Origin of the sequence: Limnohabitans sp., from assembly GCF_034680285.1 — a bacterium.
Lineage (GTDB): Bacteria > Pseudomonadota > Gammaproteobacteria > Burkholderiales > Burkholderiaceae_C > Limnohabitans_A.
In genome coordinates this window covers 144,546-162,959 of sequence record NZ_JAXITC010000002.1, presented here as the reverse complement: position 1 = coordinate 162,959, position 18,414 = coordinate 144,546, and the positions used below count along the sequence as shown (strand labels likewise).

11 protein-coding genes are annotated in these 18,414 nt (G+C 60.3%); 6 read left to right on the top strand and 5 right to left on the bottom strand.

The annotated features are described in order from the left end of the window. Window positions 1-3 precede the first annotated feature (3 nt). Window positions 4-2,091 (bottom strand): PAS domain S-box protein, encoded by a 2,088-nt coding sequence (locus SWE17_RS02525; protein WP_322991553.1) that lies wholly within the window; start codon window positions 2,089-2,091, stop codon window positions 4-6. Window positions 2,092-2,096: 5 nt separating this feature from the next. Then, window positions 2,097-6,161, bottom strand: a complete 4,065-nt coding sequence (locus tag SWE17_RS02520; protein WP_322991552.1) for a YhdP family protein — start codon at window positions 6,159-6,161, stop codon at window positions 2,097-2,099. A gap of 40 nt (window positions 6,162-6,201) precedes the next feature. On the opposite strand from SWE17_RS02520, the gene glnE reads away from it, so the two are divergent. From glnE to SWE17_RS02500, 4 genes are all read left to right on the top strand, one after another. Continuing rightward, window positions 6,202-8,946, top strand: a complete 2,745-nt coding sequence (gene glnE / locus SWE17_RS02515) for a bifunctional [glutamate--ammonia ligase]-adenylyl-L-tyrosine phosphorylase/[glutamate--ammonia-ligase] adenylyltransferase (RefSeq protein WP_416234954.1) — start codon at window positions 6,202-6,204, stop codon at window positions 8,944-8,946. Between the two features lie 103 nt (window positions 8,947-9,049). Beyond that, window positions 9,050-10,165, top strand: a complete 1,116-nt coding sequence (locus SWE17_RS02510; protein WP_322991551.1) for an efflux RND transporter periplasmic adaptor subunit — start codon at window positions 9,050-9,052, stop codon at window positions 10,163-10,165. A gap of 9 nt (window positions 10,166-10,174) precedes the next feature. Beyond that, window positions 10,175-13,282 (top strand): efflux RND transporter permease subunit, encoded by a 3,108-nt coding sequence (locus SWE17_RS02505; RefSeq protein WP_322991550.1) that lies wholly within the window; start codon window positions 10,175-10,177, stop codon window positions 13,280-13,282. Beyond that, the gene (locus SWE17_RS02500; RefSeq protein ID WP_322991549.1) at window positions 13,279-13,980 is read left to right on the top strand and encodes an SDR family oxidoreductase; all 702 of its coding nucleotides are present in this window, start codon (window positions 13,279-13,281) and stop codon (window positions 13,978-13,980) included. Before SWE17_RS02505 ends, SWE17_RS02500 begins: the two co-directional genes overlap by 4 nt. A gap of 24 nt (window positions 13,981-14,004) precedes the next feature. Here SWE17_RS02500 and SWE17_RS02495 read toward each other — a convergent pair whose 3' ends face one another. After that, on the bottom strand, window positions 14,005-15,012 hold the full coding sequence (locus tag SWE17_RS02495; RefSeq protein ID WP_322991548.1) for a sodium-dependent bicarbonate transport family permease: 1,008 nt from the start codon (window positions 15,010-15,012) through the stop codon (window positions 14,005-14,007). An 84-nt stretch (window positions 15,013-15,096) separates the two neighbouring features. Between SWE17_RS02495 and SWE17_RS02490 the strand changes: the two genes are divergently transcribed. Beyond that, window positions 15,097-15,993, top strand: a complete 897-nt coding sequence (locus SWE17_RS02490) for a LysR family transcriptional regulator (protein WP_322991547.1) — start codon at window positions 15,097-15,099, stop codon at window positions 15,991-15,993. Between the two features lie 10 nt (window positions 15,994-16,003). Here the strand turns inward: SWE17_RS02490 and SWE17_RS02485 are convergent, their stop codons facing one another. Together SWE17_RS02485 and SWE17_RS02480 are read right to left on the bottom strand one after the other, a co-directional pair. Next, window positions 16,004-17,542: a cryptochrome/photolyase family protein gene (locus SWE17_RS02485; RefSeq protein ID WP_322991546.1), complete on the bottom strand. Its 1,539-nt coding sequence runs from the start codon at window positions 17,540-17,542 to the stop codon at window positions 16,004-16,006. Further along, window positions 17,539-17,721, bottom strand: coding sequence for a DUF2256 domain-containing protein (locus SWE17_RS02480; RefSeq protein WP_322991545.1), 183 nt, complete (start codon window positions 17,719-17,721; stop codon window positions 17,539-17,541). The genes SWE17_RS02485 and SWE17_RS02480 overlap by 4 nt, the downstream gene beginning before the upstream one ends. 88 nt (window positions 17,722-17,809) lie before the next feature. On the opposite strand from SWE17_RS02480, the gene SWE17_RS02475 reads away from it, so the two are divergent. Then, a complete protein-coding gene (locus SWE17_RS02475) occupies window positions 17,810-18,403 on the top strand; it encodes a glutathione peroxidase (RefSeq protein ID WP_322991544.1) in 594 nt (197 codons plus the stop codon). Window positions 18,404-18,414: the final 11 nt, after the last annotated feature.

The window sequence follows — 18,414 nt, the reverse complement described above, 5'->3', positions numbered from 1 at the left end:
ATTTTAGGCGTTGGACAGGTTTGGCTTGCTGCTGTTGGCCACAGGCAAGGTGAAGCGAAATACCGTGCCTTGGGGTTGCAGTTCTTCAAACTCCAATTGCCCCCCATGTTGTTCGACCACGGTACGGCACAGGCTCAGACCCAAGCCCATGCCTTCGACTTTGGTGGTGAAAAAGGGGTTGAACAATTGCGCTGCCACATCGGGTCCAATGCCAGCGCCCAGATCGGTCACACTGAATTCAACGCCAGCTTCTTCAGCGTGTGTCATGGTTCGCTGGACTTGCAACGCCAAGACCCGGTCAAGGCATTGCGGTGTATCCATGGCTTGCATGCCATTGCGCGCCAAGTTGAGCAAAACCTGCTCAACCATGGTGCGGTCGCACCAGACAGAAGGCAGGTGGGGCTCAACCCGCATGACTACACGAACTTGCAGTTTGCGAGCTTGCAGGTTCATCAGGGGTGCAATGGCATCCAGCAGGGCTTGGGGGGGCACCGGCTCTCGGCTTTGGTCGCGTCTGCGCACAAAGTCGTGCACGCTGTTGATGACGCGACCAGCCCGTTCGGCTTGTTCGGCGATGCGCCGCAAGGCCATGTGCACATCGTCCAGGGTTTGCGGCACGGCTTGGGGGTCTTGGAGTAGATTGAGCGAGCCGTTGGCGTAACTGGCAATGGCTGCCAGGGGCTGGTTCAGCTCATGGCTGAGCAAGGACGCCATTTCACCCACGGTGGCCAAACGGGCGGTGGCTTGCAGCCGTTCTTGACTGGCGCGAGACACTTCCTCAATGCGGCGCTGCTCGCTGATGTCGATCACGGCACCCATCCATCCTGTTTGCTCGCCCCGCACACTGATCAGCGGGGCTTCGATGATGAGCACCGGAAAGCGTTCACCGTCTTGCCGCATGAACACCGACTCAAAGCCTTCTCGTGGTGGCACATTGCCCGCCATACGAATCGCCTGACGCTGCTGGTATTCGTCAACCATTTCGGGCGGCCAGTAGGGCATGGGCGCATTTTTCCCAATGAGCGCTTCGGCTTCCCATCCGACCATTTGGCAAAACGCAGGATTCACATAGGTGATGCAGCCTTTCAGATCCCGAGCCCGAAGCCCGGTGACCAGTGAGTCCTCCATGGCTTTGCGAAAAGCCAATGCTTCAGCCAGATCCCGTTCGGCTTTTTGGCGTCTCCGGGCGTCTTTGGTGAGCAGCACCATCACCGTGATCAGCGCCATGGACATGCCCGTGACCAAGGCCGTCAATACGTTCGGAAACAAGTCCGGGGCTCCGCGGCGGCCGTCCATGCGCAGCAACAAAGTGTTGCCTGGCAAGTCCACCAGCTGTTGACTGGTGAAGACGCGTTGTTCGCGTCTTTGTGTGCCAGCAATCGCCAGCCTTGTGCCATCTGGCTCGATGAAGGACAACTCGTTTTTGCGCCCAAAAGTGGCGCCCAGACGCTCGGTCAGCAGCTCCTGCAAACTGTAGGTCACCACCATGTAGCCCAGGAGATCACCCGATTGCGTCACCGGCAAACACAGCTCCATCACCTCCATGCCCAGGCCATCGCTTTGAGGGAGAAAATACGTGCTGGAGTAGGCGGGGCCATTGAGTCGCTTGGTTCGCTGGCAGGCTTGGTTGGCATCGTTCAGCACGTCGGTGCGGGCAATGCGTTCAAATGCAGAGGCGCGCAGAGGCGAGTCCGCAAAAGCTTGGAGTTGCCATGATTTGTCACGCCACTCCACGCGCAGCCAGTCCCGGTTATCACGCAGCAATTCCAGTGCTCTGGTTTGCCAGTCGGACGGTGAAAAATGACTTGATTGCAATGCCTGCAAGGCCTGAACTTGGCGCCTCAGGCCGCCACGCAAGTCACCCACAGCGTTGGCGGTGTCTTGTTCCAGCTCGGCTTGTACTTGACTCGCTTCATAACGTCCAGCCAGCCAGACCAGCGTGACCAAGACCGCCAAGACCAATGCAATGAGTGCTGCCCACAAGGAACGACGACCCGAATCCCATGGCAGAGATTCGTCGAGCTTGGCTCGGGCCTGGTTCAGAAACTGCCGCTGAGTGGTCATTGGGCGGGTGGCGCCAAGCGGGTTCATGGGTTTCAAGGAGAGGTGGTGACGGCTGGCGATGCTTTGGCATCACTGTTGACTTTGGTCACTCGGGGGTCCGTCCAGCTGCCATCGATCAGAAACTCTTGCGTGTTCACTTTGATCAAGGGCTTTTGCAAAAACAATTGGGCCAAAAATGCCGTGAGACCCACCACAGGGTTGACCGCAATGCCTGCGACCAACGAGGCCGTGCCAGCATCGAGGGATGGCAAAATCACCACCCTCAATTTTTGGGTTTCCTGGGCAATATCGGCCGAGCCGTCGAGTTGCACCAGCGCATTGACCCCTTTGATTTGCATGTTCCGGGTTTGGGCGATTCCCTGTGCAATAGTGACATCTCCTCGCACCGAATCAAAGGCAAAACCTTCGTAGAACACGTCGCGAAAATCCAGCAGCAAACGACGCGGCAAGGCTTGCAGGCTCAAGACGCCCAGCAATTTGGCGGCCCCGGCATCGGCTTTGAGGAATTGCCCCCGACCCATGGTGACGCCAAATTGTCCAGACATGCTGGGGTAATGCAGAGCCAAGGGCGAGCCTTGCCAGGACACCACGCCCTCCAGTTGGCCCGAACCCCCACGCAAAGCATTGGGCGTGCCCAGCCGGGTCAACAAGGCGCCCGCATCGGACACGTCCAGTTTGAAGTTCATCTCCGTTTTGCGTTGTGAGCTGCCTTCGGAGGTTTTGAGCCATCGCCCGGTGCTGCGCAAAGTGGCTTCGGGCAAGGTGACGTTGAGTTTGCTCAACTGCCATTCGGCGGCCACCCTGGCGCGTGATTTGGGTTGCTCTGGGTTGAGGGCCTCAATCTCGACCCGGCCGAGTTTTTTGCCACGCAATTCGAGTTGGTCCACCACGATGTCCAGTGCTGGCAAATTGACGGGTGGGGTCTCCAAAAGGCCTTCGACGTCGGACACGCTGGAGGGCGGCAAGTTCAGGCGCGACAAGCGGGCAAAGAGGTGACCCAATTGATCTCCCGAGGGCTGGCGGTAGACCACATGGCCATTGAGTTCGCGTGCATCGACGTTCACTCGCCAGGTGTTGCCTTCACGCAGGCCCCCGGCGACCACTTGGTGCAAAGTGCGGCCGTCGGCTTGGATGGTGTTGGCTTGCAGGCCAATGCGATTCGGCGCATAGGCATCCCAACTGCCGAAGGCTGCGCCGCCCGGCCGTGTTGCGGGGCTTGGGTCATTGGGCAGCAGATTTTGCCAATCGTCCAGCATCAGGTTATCGAGTGCCACCGTGGCGCTCACGCCAGAGGCTGGCATGGCCGGGGCTTGAGAGGCGGGCAAACCCAAGGTCAAGCTGCCGCGCAGCACCACGGGCGCTTTGCCCGACAAGTCCCGCACATAGTGGGCAGAAGCGATGTTGCCCCATTCCAGTTGCAGTTGTTCCCGCAGACTGGTGCCCGAGCCGCTCACCCGTGTGCGCAAGGAGATGGGTGCAATGGACGCCACAGATTTGCCCAAGGGCGCAGGTAAATTCAGCGCCAGACCGTCCAGCTGGCTTTGCAGCGTGAATTCTGGTTGTCCTTGCCGCCAGCCCAGTTGTGCGCTGTAGTTGGTGGCACCAGTGGCTTGTTTGGCCCACTCGTTCAGTGGTGCAAGTTCTTTGGCTTGGCGCAGTCCTTCGGCGGTCACCTGGCCTTGTGCACGCAACTGCAAGCTGACTTCGTTGCTCGGTGCGCCAGAGCCGATGGGCATGGGCCGCATGCCCCCCTCGATGCGGACTGCGCCACCCATCATCCGCGCTTGTGCACCATTCAAGCTGAAGCCCGACTCGGTGAATTGCACGTTGCCTTGGAGCTTCTCCAGCAAGGGCGTCTCAGGCGTCATGCGCACATCGTTTCCGGCCAGCACCACGGTGCCTTGAACCTTGGTGTTGATCGGGTTGAGCAAGGGCACTGTCAATTTGAAGCGGGTTTGCACGTTGCCTGTTGCCTGTGTTTGGCGCAATGCGCCTGACAACAGGGCATCCAAGGGTGACTTTTGCACCAAGCCCAGCACTTGACCGGCTGGGCCTTTGTTTTCTGCCGAAACGTTCAGCACCGCCGAGTTGGCCATGTTGGCGATTTCGACATCGCCGTCGTTCAAAGTCAGGCCTGATCGTGCGTCGTCTACCCTTGCGGAAGCCTTGCTCAGCTTCATGCTCAAGCGGTCAAATACCAGCTGGCCCGTCAGTTGGTGCAGGCGAGGCCAAGGCAAGCTTTGGCGTGGCTGCAAGGCCGCTGGCCAGAAGTCCAGCTCGACGTCTTGAATGCGACCAGCGAAGCGGAATTCGCCGTCTTTGGGGTTGGTGAAGGGCAGTTTGGCCAAGTCCCCTTTGATCTTCATCTGAACATCTGAATACACCCCTTTGCGCACCGCATCGCGCACGTATTGGCGCACGTCTTTGGGCAGCGTCAGGGGCAGGTAGCGGTAAGCACGAAAGGCGTTGACTTGCTTGATCTTGCCTTGCAAGTCCAGTTTCCCGGGTCCCTCTCCTTGAGCGCTCGGATGCCATTGACCTTGCCATTCGCCTTGCAGGTCTGAGTTGCTGACCTGCAGTTTCCATTCGGGCACATGCCACTTTTCGGACTCGTGTTTGAGCAATGCATGAGCTTGCAAGCTCTGCACAGGCACCTCTGGTTCATCCAGAATGCCCGGCAAAAAGATGGCCCCATCTGCACCCATGCTCACATCGATGCGGCCACTGTCTTGGTTCAGCTTGAGTTTGACTTGTGCGCCCTGAACGCCAGGCCAGCGGATGGCCGAATGGGCGGGGGGGGCTTCAGGCGTGGGGAGCGACAGGTTTTGCACCGAAATTTGTGCGTCGTAAGTGAGGGGCTTTTCCCAGTCACCTTGCCAGCGCCATTGGAGCGCATCCACCTGACCGCGGACGGTTTGCAGTTGCAAGTTCTGCCGCCAAGTCTCGGGCAAAGGCATGCGCAAAGCAATGTCGCGCAGGGCTACAAGGTCAAGTTGATCGGCTTGCAGTTCACCTCGCGCAGGGGATTTGCCTTGAGGGTGGTTGAAGCTCAGGGCCACGTTGCCGCCGGGCCAAACCAAGCCTTGATCGCTCACAAAAGCCAGTTGCTGGGTCGAGACCGCAAAACCCAGTGGGTTGACCTTGGCCGCCAAACGTCCAGACAAGCGTTCAAATCCGAGCGGAGCCTTGTCGGGTGCCCATGCCGCTTGAAGTCCGGTGAGGTTGACATCGGCCAGCCCGCCAGCCCATTGCCCTTGGGTCACATCGTTCCACACGCGCAGGCTGCCTTGGCCAGCGGCTAGTGGATTATTGAGTGGCAAGTGCGTGCCCAATTGCGCCACATCGATGTGCGGAAAATAGGCATAAACCTGTCCAGTCCAGTCGGCCCATCGACCCGGATGCAGAGACAACAGATTGCGCTTAAAGCGCCCCATGGTGACGAAGCGCTGACCACCCTCTTCTGGGGGGGTGGCGTCCACCCGCACATCGTGGTGTCTGGCCGAGTTGCGCAACAAGACGTCCACATCCCGCAGGGACAAGGTCTTGGGCACCTCTAGGGCTGCAGACGCTGTCGGTTTTTCTCGCGTCCAGTGGACCGTGCCGCCGCGCACAACCACTTCGCGTTGAGCGAACAACCAATCGGTGACCGCGTTGTCGCCGCTTGAGCTTTGTTTCATCTCGAGCCCGGCGATGCGCCATTGGCCATTGGCCAAGAGCCGAATGTCCAGCTCAGGCGCATCCAAGACCAGTTGCTCCAGCTTCAGGCCCATCACCGAGCGCACGCTGATGGCGATCCACACCTTGGGCAGGCTTAAAGCGGTGCGACCTTCGGGGTCAAGCAAAGCGATGTCGCGCAATTCAAACGAGGGGGCCCAGCCGGTCGATTCGGCCGAGATTTGGCCGATGCGAACCGGAACCCCGAGGGTTTGCTGGGCTAAGCGCTCCAAGGCCGGGCGATGCTCGCCGATTCGCGGCACAATCCAAAAATGCAGGGTTGCCCAGCCCATGCCCAGCACAAGACCCACGCACAACAAGATCCACGCGATCAGCCGCACAAGGCGCGACAGCACATGGATCAGACGGGGGAAAAGTGGCAAAGACGGCGCAACCATTTGAATTAGAAAGTCAGCAGGAATTATGACCCGCAGCCAGCCGATGGACGAGATCGCCGCCACAAATGATGTCGGCCTGGACGATTTGCCGCTGTATTCTCGCTTTCTGCAGCGTTTGCACCGCCGTTATGGCGCAGAGCTGCCTCTTTTGCCCCCTGGCCCGCCCACCCGCGACAGCTTGAGTGCTGCCTACGACGCCTTGGTGTCTCGGGGGCTGGACACCAGCGCCGCCTTGCGCGTCTTGCGTCAGCTCACGCTGGAGCGCTTGGCTTGGCTGGACTGTTCGGGCAGAGCGGACTTGCAAACAGTCACTTACGGCATGACGTGGCTGGCCGAGGTCACGCTCGACATGGCTTGGCAACAGGTGTCGGCAGATTTGGACGCATTGCACGGCGCACCAACCAAAGCCGATGGTCAACGTGCCGAAATGTGGATCATGGGTATGGGCAAGTTGGGTGCCCGCGAGTTGAATGTGTCGAGTGACATTGACCTGATTTATGTCTACGACCAAGACGGACAGAGCTTGGGCAACAGCGAAGGGCGAAACAAGGTCTCGTGTCAGGAGTATTTCACCCGCGCCGTCAAGCGCATGTACGCGCTCATTGGCGAGACCACCGAGCACGGCTTTGTGTTCCGGGTGGACTTGGCGCTGCGCCCCAACGGCAACTCCGGCCCCAGCGTGGTGTCGCTGGATGCTTTGGAAGAGTATTTGCTCGTGCAAGGCCGCGAATGGGAGCGCTTTGCCTGGATGAAAAGCCGCGTGGTGGCCCCACGCAGTGCGGTGCTCAATGGTTCAGCCCAGGCACTGCGGGGGGTGGTCCTGCCCTTTGTGTTTCGGCGTTACCTTGACTACAACGTCTTTGAGTCGCTGCGCACGCTGCACCAACAAATCCGTGACCACGCGTCCAAACGCAGCGCGGGCCATCCCGAACGCGCTAACGACGTGAAACTGTCGCGCGGTGGCATCCGCGAGATCGAATTCACCGTTCAGCTTTTGCAGGTGGTGCGAGGCGGTCAGTTTCCGGAGTTGCGCACCCGCCCCACCCTGGACGCTTTGCAACGCGTGGCCAAAGCCGGGCTCATGCCGCAGACCACCGCCGCCGCCTTGGGTGCTGCCTATGTGTTTTTACGCAAGGTGGAGCACCGAATCCAGTACCTGGACGACCAGCAAACCCATGTCTTGCCTACCCGCGACGACGATTTGGCCTGGATTGCGCAGACGATGGCCTACGCCGATACCGGGGCATTTCTCGTCGACCTGGATGCGCACCGTGAAGTGGTGGCGCAAGAGTTCGACACCTTGTTGGGTGGAGACCGCGATTGCAAAACCTGCAACAGCAAGAGCGGAAAAAACACCCGTGAACCCGCCGAGTTGGATGCGGTACTGACCGAGTTCAATGGCGCGCTGCGTGAACGTTTGACGCAGTGGGCGGATAACCCTCGTGTACAAGCATTGCGCGAGGATGCGCGGGGCCGCTTGATGCGTTTGTTGCAACGCACAGCCCAGTGGCTGGACGTGGGCCGCGTGAGTGAGGAAGCCGTTCTGCGGATGGTCGACTGGATCGAGCCCCTGCTGCGCCGTGAGAGTTACTTGGCCCTCATGCTCGAGCGGCCTTCGGTTCACGAGCGCTTGTTGCGCCTTTTGGGGGCGGCCAAGTGGCCTGCCCGATACCTGCTGCAGCACCCGGGGGTGATCGATGAGCTGGCTGGCGGCAATCTGTTTGACAGCCGCTTTGATGCCGCCGAATTTGAAGGGGAGTTGCAGGCCCGTTTGTTGGCCCTGCAACGCACGGGCGAAGATGACGAGGAAAGCTTGCTCAATTTGCTGCGCCGCGCCCACCATGCTGAGCAGTTCCGCACGCTGGCGCGTGATGTGGAAGGTGTGCTCACGGTGGAGCAAGTGGCTGACGATTTGAGTGCCTTGGCCGATGCGGTGCTGCGTGTGACGGCCCGCTGGTGTTGGAGTCGGCTGAAAAACCGTCACCGCGAAGAGCCTGCGATTGCCATCATTGCGTACGGCAAGTTGGGCGGCAAGGAGCTGGGTTATGGCAGTGACCTGGACATTGTGTTTGTTTATGAAGACGAAGACGAACGCGCCCAGGAAATCTATGCCAACTATGTGCGCAAGTTGATCAACTGGATGACGGTCAAAACAGCTGAAGGTGATTTGTACGAAATCGATACCGCACTGCGCCCCAATGGCAACTCGGGTTTGCTGGTGACACGTTTTGAAGCCTACGCCGACTACCAGCAGCAGCGCGGCAGCAACACCGCTTGGACATGGGAGCACCAAGCCATGACCCGGGCCCGGTTTGTCATGGGTTTGCCGAGCTTGGCGGTTCAGTTTGACGCTGTGCGCTGCGCGGTCATCGGTGCTAACCGTGACGCCGCCAGTTTGAAAGCCGAAATCGTGGCCATGCGTGAGCGGGTACGCCAAGGTCACCCGGTTAAGGCCGATCGTTTTGATGTGAAGCACAGCCCGGGTGCCATGGTGGATGCCGAGTTCGCCGTTCAGTTTTTGGTGCTGCTGCACACCGCAGCCCACCCCGAGTTGGCCGCCAACGTGGGCAACATCGCGCTGCTGCAACGTGCGGAAACGGTGGGCTTGTTGCCCGAAGGTATGGGCCATGCTGCGGCCAATGCGTACCGAGAAATGCGCCGGGTTCAACACCACGCTCGCCTGAACGAAGAGCCCACCGATGTTCCCGTGGCTCAATTGGCCCTTGAGCGTGATGCGGTCTTGAAAGTTTGGCAATCCGTCATGCAATGAGCCTTGCATACACCCCTTGATCGAAAGGTATAGACCCCATACGGTCATGTTCAACCGCTAAACTCTTGAGGCGCCAACGAGGCGTTCAACAATGAGAAGCGTCATGAAAAAAGTGGGTGGTTGTTTGGCGGTTTGGGTGTGCGTTTCGCTGGGGAACGCCAGCATGGCATGGGCTGCAGATGAGCGGTCAGCCAGCGCAGTCAGCAAGCCCAGCTTGACGGTCACGGTCACCACCCCGCAAGCCAGCAGTTTGGCGCAAAAAATCAGCGCCAACGGCAACCTGGTCGCTTGGCAAGAAGCCATCGTGGGTGCCGAGGCCAATGGCCTGAAGATCACCGAGGTGCGCGTGAATGTGGGCGACCGGGTGCAGCGCGGCGATGTGCTCGCTGTTTTGCAAGCCGACAGCTTGCAGGCCGAGTTGGCACAGGCCGAAGGCGCTTTGGCCGAAGCCACGGCCAGCGCCCAAGAGGCCAAATCCCAAGCAGATCGCGCCCGCAGCCTGCAGCAGCAAGGCTTTTTTAGCAATGCGCAATTGAGCCAAGCGCTGGCCGCTGAGGCCTCTTCTGTGGCCCGCGTGCAGTCGGCCCGCGCCATGGTGCAGCTGCAAAACGTGCGCCTGTCGCAAACCCAGGTGCGTGCGTCCGATGCCGGCGTCATCTCAGCCCGGCAGGCCACCGTGGGCAGCGTGGTGGGTGCGGGCACCGAGTTGTTCCGCCTCATTCGCCAAGGTCGCATCGAGTGGCGGGCTGAAGTGACGGCCACCGAAATTGGCCGCATCCAGGTGGGTGCGCCTGTGCAGATCAAAGCCGCCAGCGGTCAGTTGCTGCAAGGCAAAGTGCGCATGGTGGCGCCTTCGGTCGATGCACAAACCCGCAATGCCTTGGTCTACGTCGACTTGCCAACAGCCACCGGCAGCGCCCGGGCAGGCATGTACGCCCAAGGCGAGATCGCCCTAGGCCAAAGCCAGGCGCTCACCGTGCCGCAAGCGGCGGTGGTGGTGCGCGATGGCTTCAGTTATGTCTACACCGTCGGAGTCGACCAAAAAGTCAACCAGCTCAAAGTGCAAACCGGCCGCCAAAGCGGTGACCGCGTGGAGGTGGTGAGCGGCTTGAAAGCCGATGCCCGCGTGGTGGCCAGTGGCGGTGCATTCCTCAACCACGGCGACACGGTGCGTGTGGTGGACGCCCCGGCGCCTCCAGCAGCCCCAGCCGCCAAATAAAGGGACGTCATGCTCAACGTCTCCTCTTGGTCCATCCGCAACCCGATCCCGGCCGTCATGCTGTTTGTGCTGCTGACGGTGGCAGGCTTCATCGCTTTTGGTTCGATGAAGGTGCAAAACTTTCCGGACTTGGACGTGCCCACCATCTCGGTGACTGCCAGCTTGCCCGGTGTCGCGCCCTCGCAGCTCGAAACCGATGTGGCCCGCAAGCTTGAAAACGCGCTGGCGCCGCTGCAAGGCCTCAAACACATCACCACCAAGGTGCAAGACGGCGTGGTGTCCATCACCGCCGAATTCCGCATGGAAAAGCCCACCCAAGAAGCGGTGGACGATGTGCGCTCGGCCATCCAGGGTGTGCGGGCCGATTTGCCCGGTGACCTGCGTGACCCGGTGGTGCAAAAGCTCAACCTGGCCGGCTCGCCCGTGCTGGCCTATACGGTGCGCTCGTCGCGCATGGACGACGAGGCCTTGTCGTGGTTGGTGGACAAAGACATCACCCGCAAGCTCTTGTCGCTGCGTGGTGTGGGTGCCGTCAACCGCGTGGGCGGAGTCACGCGTGAGGTGCGTGTGGCGCTCGATGTGAACCGCCTGCAATCGCTGGGCATTACGGCAGCCGAAGTCTCGCGCCAACTCAAGCAGGTGCAACAAGAAGGCTCGGGTGGTCGCATGGATTTGGGTGCGGGCGAGCAGCCTGTGCGCACGCTGGCCACCGTCAAAACGGCGCAAGAGGTGGGTCAGATCGAGCTGGCCACATCCCGAGGCGGCAGCGTTCGCCTGGACCAAGTGGCCACGGTGAGCGACACGCTGGCGGATGCCCGCTCGGCAGCGACTTTGGACGGTGTGCCCGTGGTCGGCTTTGAGGTGGTGCGCAGCAAGGGCGAGAGCGAAGTGGCCGTGGGCCGCCTGGTGCGCCAGGCGCTGTCCGAATACCGCTTGCAAAACCCGGACATCGAGATCACCGAATCCTTCGACTTCGTGACCCCGGTGGAAGAGGAATACGACGGCTCACTCGTCTTGCTTTACGAAGGCGCGATTTTGGCGGTGGTGGTGGTGTGGCTGTTCTTGCGCGACTGGCGGGCCACCTTTGTGTCGGCGGTGGCGCTGCCGCTGTCGGTCATCCCTGCCTTCATTGGCATGGCTTACTTGGGTTTTTCCATCAACGTGGTGACCTTGCTGGCGCTGTCTTTGGTGATTGGCGTGCTGGTGGACGACGCGATTGTCGAGGTGGAAAACATCGTGCGCCATTTGCGCATGGGCAAGTCGCCGTATCAGGCGGCCATGGAAGCGGCCGACGAGATCGGTTTGGCGGTGATTGCCACCACCTTCACCTTGATTGCGGTGTTTTTGCCCACGGCTTTCATGAGTGGCATTCCGGGCAAGTTTTTCAAGCAGTTTGGATGGACGGCGTCGCTCGCGGTGTTTGCCTCGCTGGTGGTGGCGCGGGTGCTCACGCCCATGATGGCGGCTTACATCTTGAAGCCCATCGTCACGGCCGCGCACGAACCCGGCTGGCTTAAGCGCTACATGGTCTGGGCCACTTGGTGCATGAAGCACCGCTTGGTCACCATGGTGCTGGCCACGCTGTTTTTCATCGGCTCCATCATGCTGGTGCCTTTGTTGCCCAAGGGCTTCATCCCGCCAGACGACAACTCGCAAACCCAGGTTTATGTGGAGCTGCCACCGGGTTCGACTTTGGCGCAAACCCAGGCCAGTGCCGAACACGCCCGCACACTGCTCATGACGGTGAACAACGTGAAGAGCGTCTACACCACCATTGGCGGCGGCAGCGCAGGCAGTGACCCGTTTGCGGGTGGCGGCGCGGCCGAAGTGCGCAAGGCCACGCTCACCATTCAGCTGAGCGAGCGCGGCACACGCCCGCGCAAGCAAGCGATTGAAAACGACATCCGCACCGCTTTGCAACAGCTGCCCGGCGTGCGCAGCAAGGTGGGCTTGGGCGGCTCAGGCGAGAAGTACGTGTTGGTGCTCACGGGCGAAGACCCGCAAGCCCTGCAAACCGCCGCCATGGCGGTGGAGCGTGACCTGCGCACCATCCAGGGCTTGGGGTCGATTGCGTCCACCGCCAGCTTGGTGCGCCCCGAGATCGCGGTGCGTCCCGATTTTGCCAAGGCGGCTGACTTGGGCGTGACCAGCGCGGCCATCAGCGACACCTTGCGTGTGGCCACGCTGGGCGACTACGACCAGGCATTGCCCAAGCTCAATTTGTCGGAGCGGCAGGTGCCCATCGTCGTGAAGTTGGGTGACGAGTCGAGGCATGATCTGAGCACACTCGAGCGCCTGATGGTGCCCGGCAGCCGTGGCCCCGTCATGCTGGGCCAGGTGGCCAGCATCGAGGTGGCGGGCGGCCCGGCGGTCATTGATCGCTACGACCGCCAGCGCAACATCAACTTCGAGATCGAGCTGTCGGGCATGCCGCTGGGTGATGTGACGGCGGCAGTGCAAAAGCTGCCTGCCCTGCAAAGCTTGCCACCGGGCGTGAAGGTGGTGGAAGTGGGCGACGCCGAAGTCATGGGCGAGCTCTTTGCCAGCTTTGGTCTGGCCATGATGATCGGTGTGCTGTGCATCTACATCGTGTTGGTGCTGCTGTTCAAAGGCTTCTTGCACCCCATCACCATCTTGGCGGCGCTGCCGCTGTCATTGGGCGGTGCGTTTGTGGGTTTGCTCATCGCGCAAAAGAGCTTCTCCATGCCCTCGCTCATTGGCCTGATCATGCTCATGGGCATCGCCACCAAAAACTCGATTTTGCTGGTGGAATACGCCATCGAAGCGCGGCGCGGCAAACCGGCTGAGGGCGACCACCCTGCTGTGGCCCCCATGAGCCGCTGGGACGCGATTTTGGACGCTTGCCACAAACGCGCACGCCCGATCGTCATGACCACCATTGCCATGGGTGCGGGCATGTTGCCCATTGCTGTGGGCTGGGGCGCAGCCGACGCGAGCTTCCGCTCGCCCATGGCCATTGCCGTGATCGGCGGCTTGCTCACCAGCACGGTGCTCAGCTTGCTGGTGGTGCCGGTGGTGTTCACTTACCTGGATGATTTGGGGCAGTGGTCTGGCCGCATGTTTAGAAAACTCACACAAACAAGGAGCAAGACATGAGCAACAAGGTAGCGATGGTGGTGGGTGGCGGCAGTGGCATGGGCGCAGCGGCGGCCCGCAAGCTGGCGCAAGATGGTTTTCAGGTGGCGGTGTTGTCTTCGTCCGGCAAGGGCGAGGCGCTGGGCCGTGAGTTGGGGGGCATCGGCCTGACGGGCTCTAACCAATCGAGTGAAGACCTGCAAAAACTGGTCGATCAAACCATGGCGCGTTGGGGCCGCATCGACGTGCTGGTCAACAGCGCAGGCCACGGCCCCAAGGGCCCTTTGCTGGAATTGACCGATGCGCAGTGGCATTTGGGCATGGACATGTATTTCATGAACGTGGTGCGCGCCGTGCGGCTGGTGGCGCCCATCATGGTTCAGCAAAAGGCGGGGTCCATCGTCAACATCTCCACCGCCTGGGTGGTCGAGCCCAGTTCGATGTTCCCGACCTCAGCCGTGGCGCGCGCAGGCTTGGCCGCATTCACCAAACTGTTTGCCGACGAGCATGCCGTGCACAACGTGCGCATGAACAACGTGCTGCCCGGTTGGATCGACAGCCTGCCCGCCCAGGAACAGCGCCGCCAAAGTGTGCCCATGCAACGTTACGGTAGCAGTGAGGAAGTGGCCGCGACCATCGCCTTTTTGGCCTCCGAAGGCGCGGCCTACATCACGGGCCAGAACATTCGGGTTGATGGTGGCTTGATGCGCTCGGTTTAGGGGCACACTGAAAACCCGTCAACGTCAGGTCAGAACGGACTGCGCCACAGCCAAATAAACCGGGATCCCCAGCACAATGTTAAAGGGAAAGGTCAGCCCCAGGCTCAGCCCAAAATAGAGCGCAGGTTTGGCTTCAGGCAAGGCGGTGCGCAGCACGGCGGGCACGGCGATGTAAGACGCGCTGGCCGCCAGCACCATCAGCAAGGCCCCGTCACCCGGACTCAGTTTCAAGAGCATGGCCAGACCCAGGGCTAGGCCTGCGTGCACCAGGGGGCCGATCACCGCATAGGCGATCAACACGGGCGACTGGCCCTTGACTTGCGGCAGGTTGCGTGCCGCCATCAAGCCCATGTCGAGCAAAAAGAAGGCCAGCATGCCTTTGAACAGGTCCACTGAGAAGGGCGCCATCGCTTCTTTGCCAGCCTCGCCCGTGATCAGACCGATGACCATCGCGCCCAGCAGCAGCAACTGCGCACCATCGGTGAAAGACTCGTGAAGAATTTTGCCGACAGAGCTGCCAGCAGGCGATATGGGCCCACCCAGAACGGCCGCTCCACCCGCTTGCACCACGACCTGCGAGGCCGTTTTTTGCCGCAGCGAATTGGCCAACACCACAGCCAGGATGATGGCGGGTGATTCCATCAGGGCCATGGCCGCGGCCATGTGGCCGCCATAAGGCACGCCTTGGTTCTCTAGCGTTTGCACCGCTGTGACAAAGTTCACGGCGCTGACCGAACCATAAGTGGCCGCGACAGCCGCTGCGTCAAAGCCCGATACAAACCGACGCAACACGGTGTAGCCAATGAGAGGAATGACGATGGCCAGCGTCACGGCGGCGGCCAGACTGATGCCCACGGTCGCAGTCAGGCCTGATTGCGACAACGCAAAACCACCCTTGAGACCCAGGGCCATTAGCAGGTAGAGAGAAAGGAAGCGAGAGATGGCGGGCGGAATTTCGAGGTTCGATTTGACGGTGCCCGCCAGCACGCCAAAAATGAAAAAGAGGATGGCGGGGTCGATCAGATTTTGCATGGTGTGGTTCCTTGCTTTGATCATAAAAATTGCCGTGCTGCTTGTAAAATCGATTCTTATGCGTTTGACTATAGATAAAAATCTATGAACATCACCTTTCGACAACTGCGCTTGTTCTTGGCACTGGCTGAAACTGGCAGTGTGAGTGCAGCGGCCAAAGTGATGCATGTGACTCAGCCCACGGCCTCGATGCAACTCAAGGACATGGCTGGGGCCGTGGGCTTGCCTTTGTACGAACTGGTGGGCAAAAAGCTTTACCTGACCCAGGTGGGACAGGAGTTGGCGCAAACAGCCCGAGCGGTGGCACAGACCTGGGATGCTTTTGAGCAAAACGTGGATGCAGCGAAGGGCTTGTCGCGTGGCAAGCTGCGGGTGGCCGTGGTGAGTACGGCCAAGTACTTCATGCCGCACCTGATCGGCAGCTTTTGCAAGCGGCATCCGGCGATTGATGTGTCGCTCGAAATCCTGAACCGCGACGGGGTGGTGCAGCGTCTGCGTGACAACCGCGATGACCTCTACATCATGTCCATGCCACCCAAAGACATGGACTTGGGCGACGAGGCCTTCATGCCCAACCCGATTGTGGTCATCGCCTCTACGTCCGACCCTTTGGCCAAACGTAGCGCCGTGCCTTTGAATGAGTTGGTGCAGCGTCGCTTCATCTTTCGCGAAAAAGGCTCGGGCACACGCATGGCAGGCGACCAGTTTTTCCGCCAGATGAAGTTCCGCCCCGATGTGCGGCTGGAGCTGGGCAGCAACGAGGCCATCAAGGAATCGGTGGCGGGTGGATTGGGCGTCGGCGTGGTGTCACGCCACGCTCTGCATGGCCACCAAAAAGAAAACGGCGTCAGCGTGATCGATGTGCAGGGCTTTCCCCTGCCCTCAGCCTGGCACATCGTCTACCCAGCGGGCAAAAAACTCTCACCGCTGGCGCTGGCCTTCAAGCAGCATGTGCTCCAACAAATCAGTCGGCGCAAATGACCGTGGCGTCTCAGACGCTGTCCAGCCCTGCCCGAGTGGCATCGGCCTGGGTCCGTATCTGGGCTTTGTCTTCCTCGCTCATGCGGCCCACATGCTTCACCATGAGCGCGGTGCGCGGGTTGCCGGCAAAGTCTTTTTCGTGGAGGATCAAAAAGTCCCAATACAGCGTGGTCATGGGGCAGGCGCTGGGGCCTGTGCGCACCTCGGGTTGGTAGCGGCAGCCTTTGCAGTAGTTGCTCATGCGGCTCACATATTGGCCGCTGGCCACATAAGGCTTGCTGGTGAAGCGCCCGCCGTTGGCGTGCAGGGCCATGCCAAGCGTGTTCGGCGTTTCCACCCACTCCACCGCGTCCACGTACATGGCGCGGTACCAGGCGCTGACTTGCTGCGGTGATAGCCCTGCCAACACCGCAAATTGTCCCGTGACCATGAGCCGCTGGATGTGGTGCGCGTAACCGTGTTGCAGGGTCTGGCCGATGGTCGCTTGCATGCAGGTCATGTGGGTGTTGCCTGTCCAGTACCACTTGGGCAGGTCGCGGGTGTGGCCATAGTGGTTGGCCTCGGCCAGGTGGGGCATGTCTAGCCAATAAACACCGCGGATGAACTCGCGCCAGCCCAGCACTTGGCGGATGAAGCCTTCCACGCTGGCCAGCGGCAGGCCGCGTGCGTGATAAGCCTGCTCGGCCGCCGCTACCACTTCGCGTGGGTTGAGCAAGTGCAGGTTCAGGCTGCTGCCCACCAGGGCGTGCCAGCCAAAGGGCAGCGTGGTCCACATCGCGTCTTGCCAGGCGCCAAAGTTCTCTAATCGCTGGTCAATGAAGTGTTGCAGCGCCACCAACGCGTCTTCGCGCGTCACGGGCCAGGCAAAGTGGTCCAGCGTGCCGGGGTGCTCTGCAAAACGTGTGTTGACCATGTCGATCACGTCTTGCGTCACGCGGTCTGGCGCAAAGCGGGCGGGCGGCGGCACGGTGCCGGGGCCTTTGGCACCAAAGCCTTTGCGGTTTTCGGCGTCGTAGTTCCATTGGCCGCCAATCGGCTCTTTGCCCTCCATCAGGATCCCGTGGCGCTTGCGCATCTCGCGGTAAAAGAACTCCATGCGCAGCTCTTTTTTGTCGCCCGCCCATTTGGCAAACGCGGCTCGGCTGCACAAAAAGTGGGTGTCAGCCACCCAGCGCAGCAGTGTCTGCGCCTGTTCGGCGGCGTCTTCAATCAGCCGCTCCATGCGCCAGGCCCCGACCTCCATGACCACCAAGGCTTGGGGGGCGTGCGTGTGCAGCGCATGGGCCAAGCGTCCTGCAAAGTCGATGGGCAGCTCGCTGTCGTCCAGCTTCAAGTAGGTGCAGGGCCTGCAGCGGCGGTGTGCTTCGTTGGCAAAGTGGCGCATGCCTGACAAAAACAAGGCAATGCGGGTTTTGTGGTTCCAGACCTCCTGCGCTTCACTGTCGGCTTCGATCAGCAACAAACGGTCTTGGCTTGGGTCAAAGTCGTCCAGTGCGGGGTTGTCCCAGCCCAGCTGGTCACCCAGGACCAATATCAGGTGGCGGGTCATGCGGGCACTTTCGTCACGGGTGCTTTGTTTTTGGCGGCTCGGCAGCGGTCGCTGCAGTACAAAACCTGGTCCCAGTTCTTGGCCCAGCTTTTTCGCCAACTCATGGGACGGCCGCAAACCAGACAGGGTTTTTGGGGCAAATCCTGTTTGTTCCCTTTGAAACCTGAGGGTTTGGTCATGGTGCTTTCCTTGAGCGCAAGGGCAAAAGTGACAATCTGAAGAATCGAGTTTAAACTCATCAGTCACAAAATAGGTTTTTAAGTGCAAATGAATAACTTACGAGTCAATCCTTGGGTCAGCCGCTTGGCTTGGGTCATCTTGGCAGCAGTGCTCGGTTTGCTTGTGCAGATGGCTCAAGCCGCCAGCCCGACAGCCACGTGCCCCGCGCTCTTGAACCACACGTTTGACCGTCTGCAGGACGAAAAGCCGCAGTCTTTGTGCCAATACGCGGGCAAAGTGGTTTTGGTGGTCAACACCGCCAGCTTTTGTGGCTTCACCTCGCAATACAAGGGCTTGGAGACGCTGAGTGGCCAATACAAAGACAAGGGCTTGGTTGTTTTGGGCTTTCCCTCGAATGACTTTGCACAGGAGAAAGGCAGCAACAAAGAGATCGCTGACTTTTGCGAGAGTACCTTTGGCGTGAAATTCCCCATGTTCACCAAAACACAGGTCACAGGCGATGGCGCTGCGCCTCTGTTCAAACAGTTGACCGCACAAACAGGGCAAAAGCCGCGCTGGAACTTTCACAAATACCTGATTGGCCGTGACGGCAAGGTCATTGACCAGTACAGCAGCATGACTGGGCCGGAAAGCAAAACGCTGTTGTCGGCCATCGACAAAGCCTTGAAAGCCCAGCCATGAGCGCGACAAGC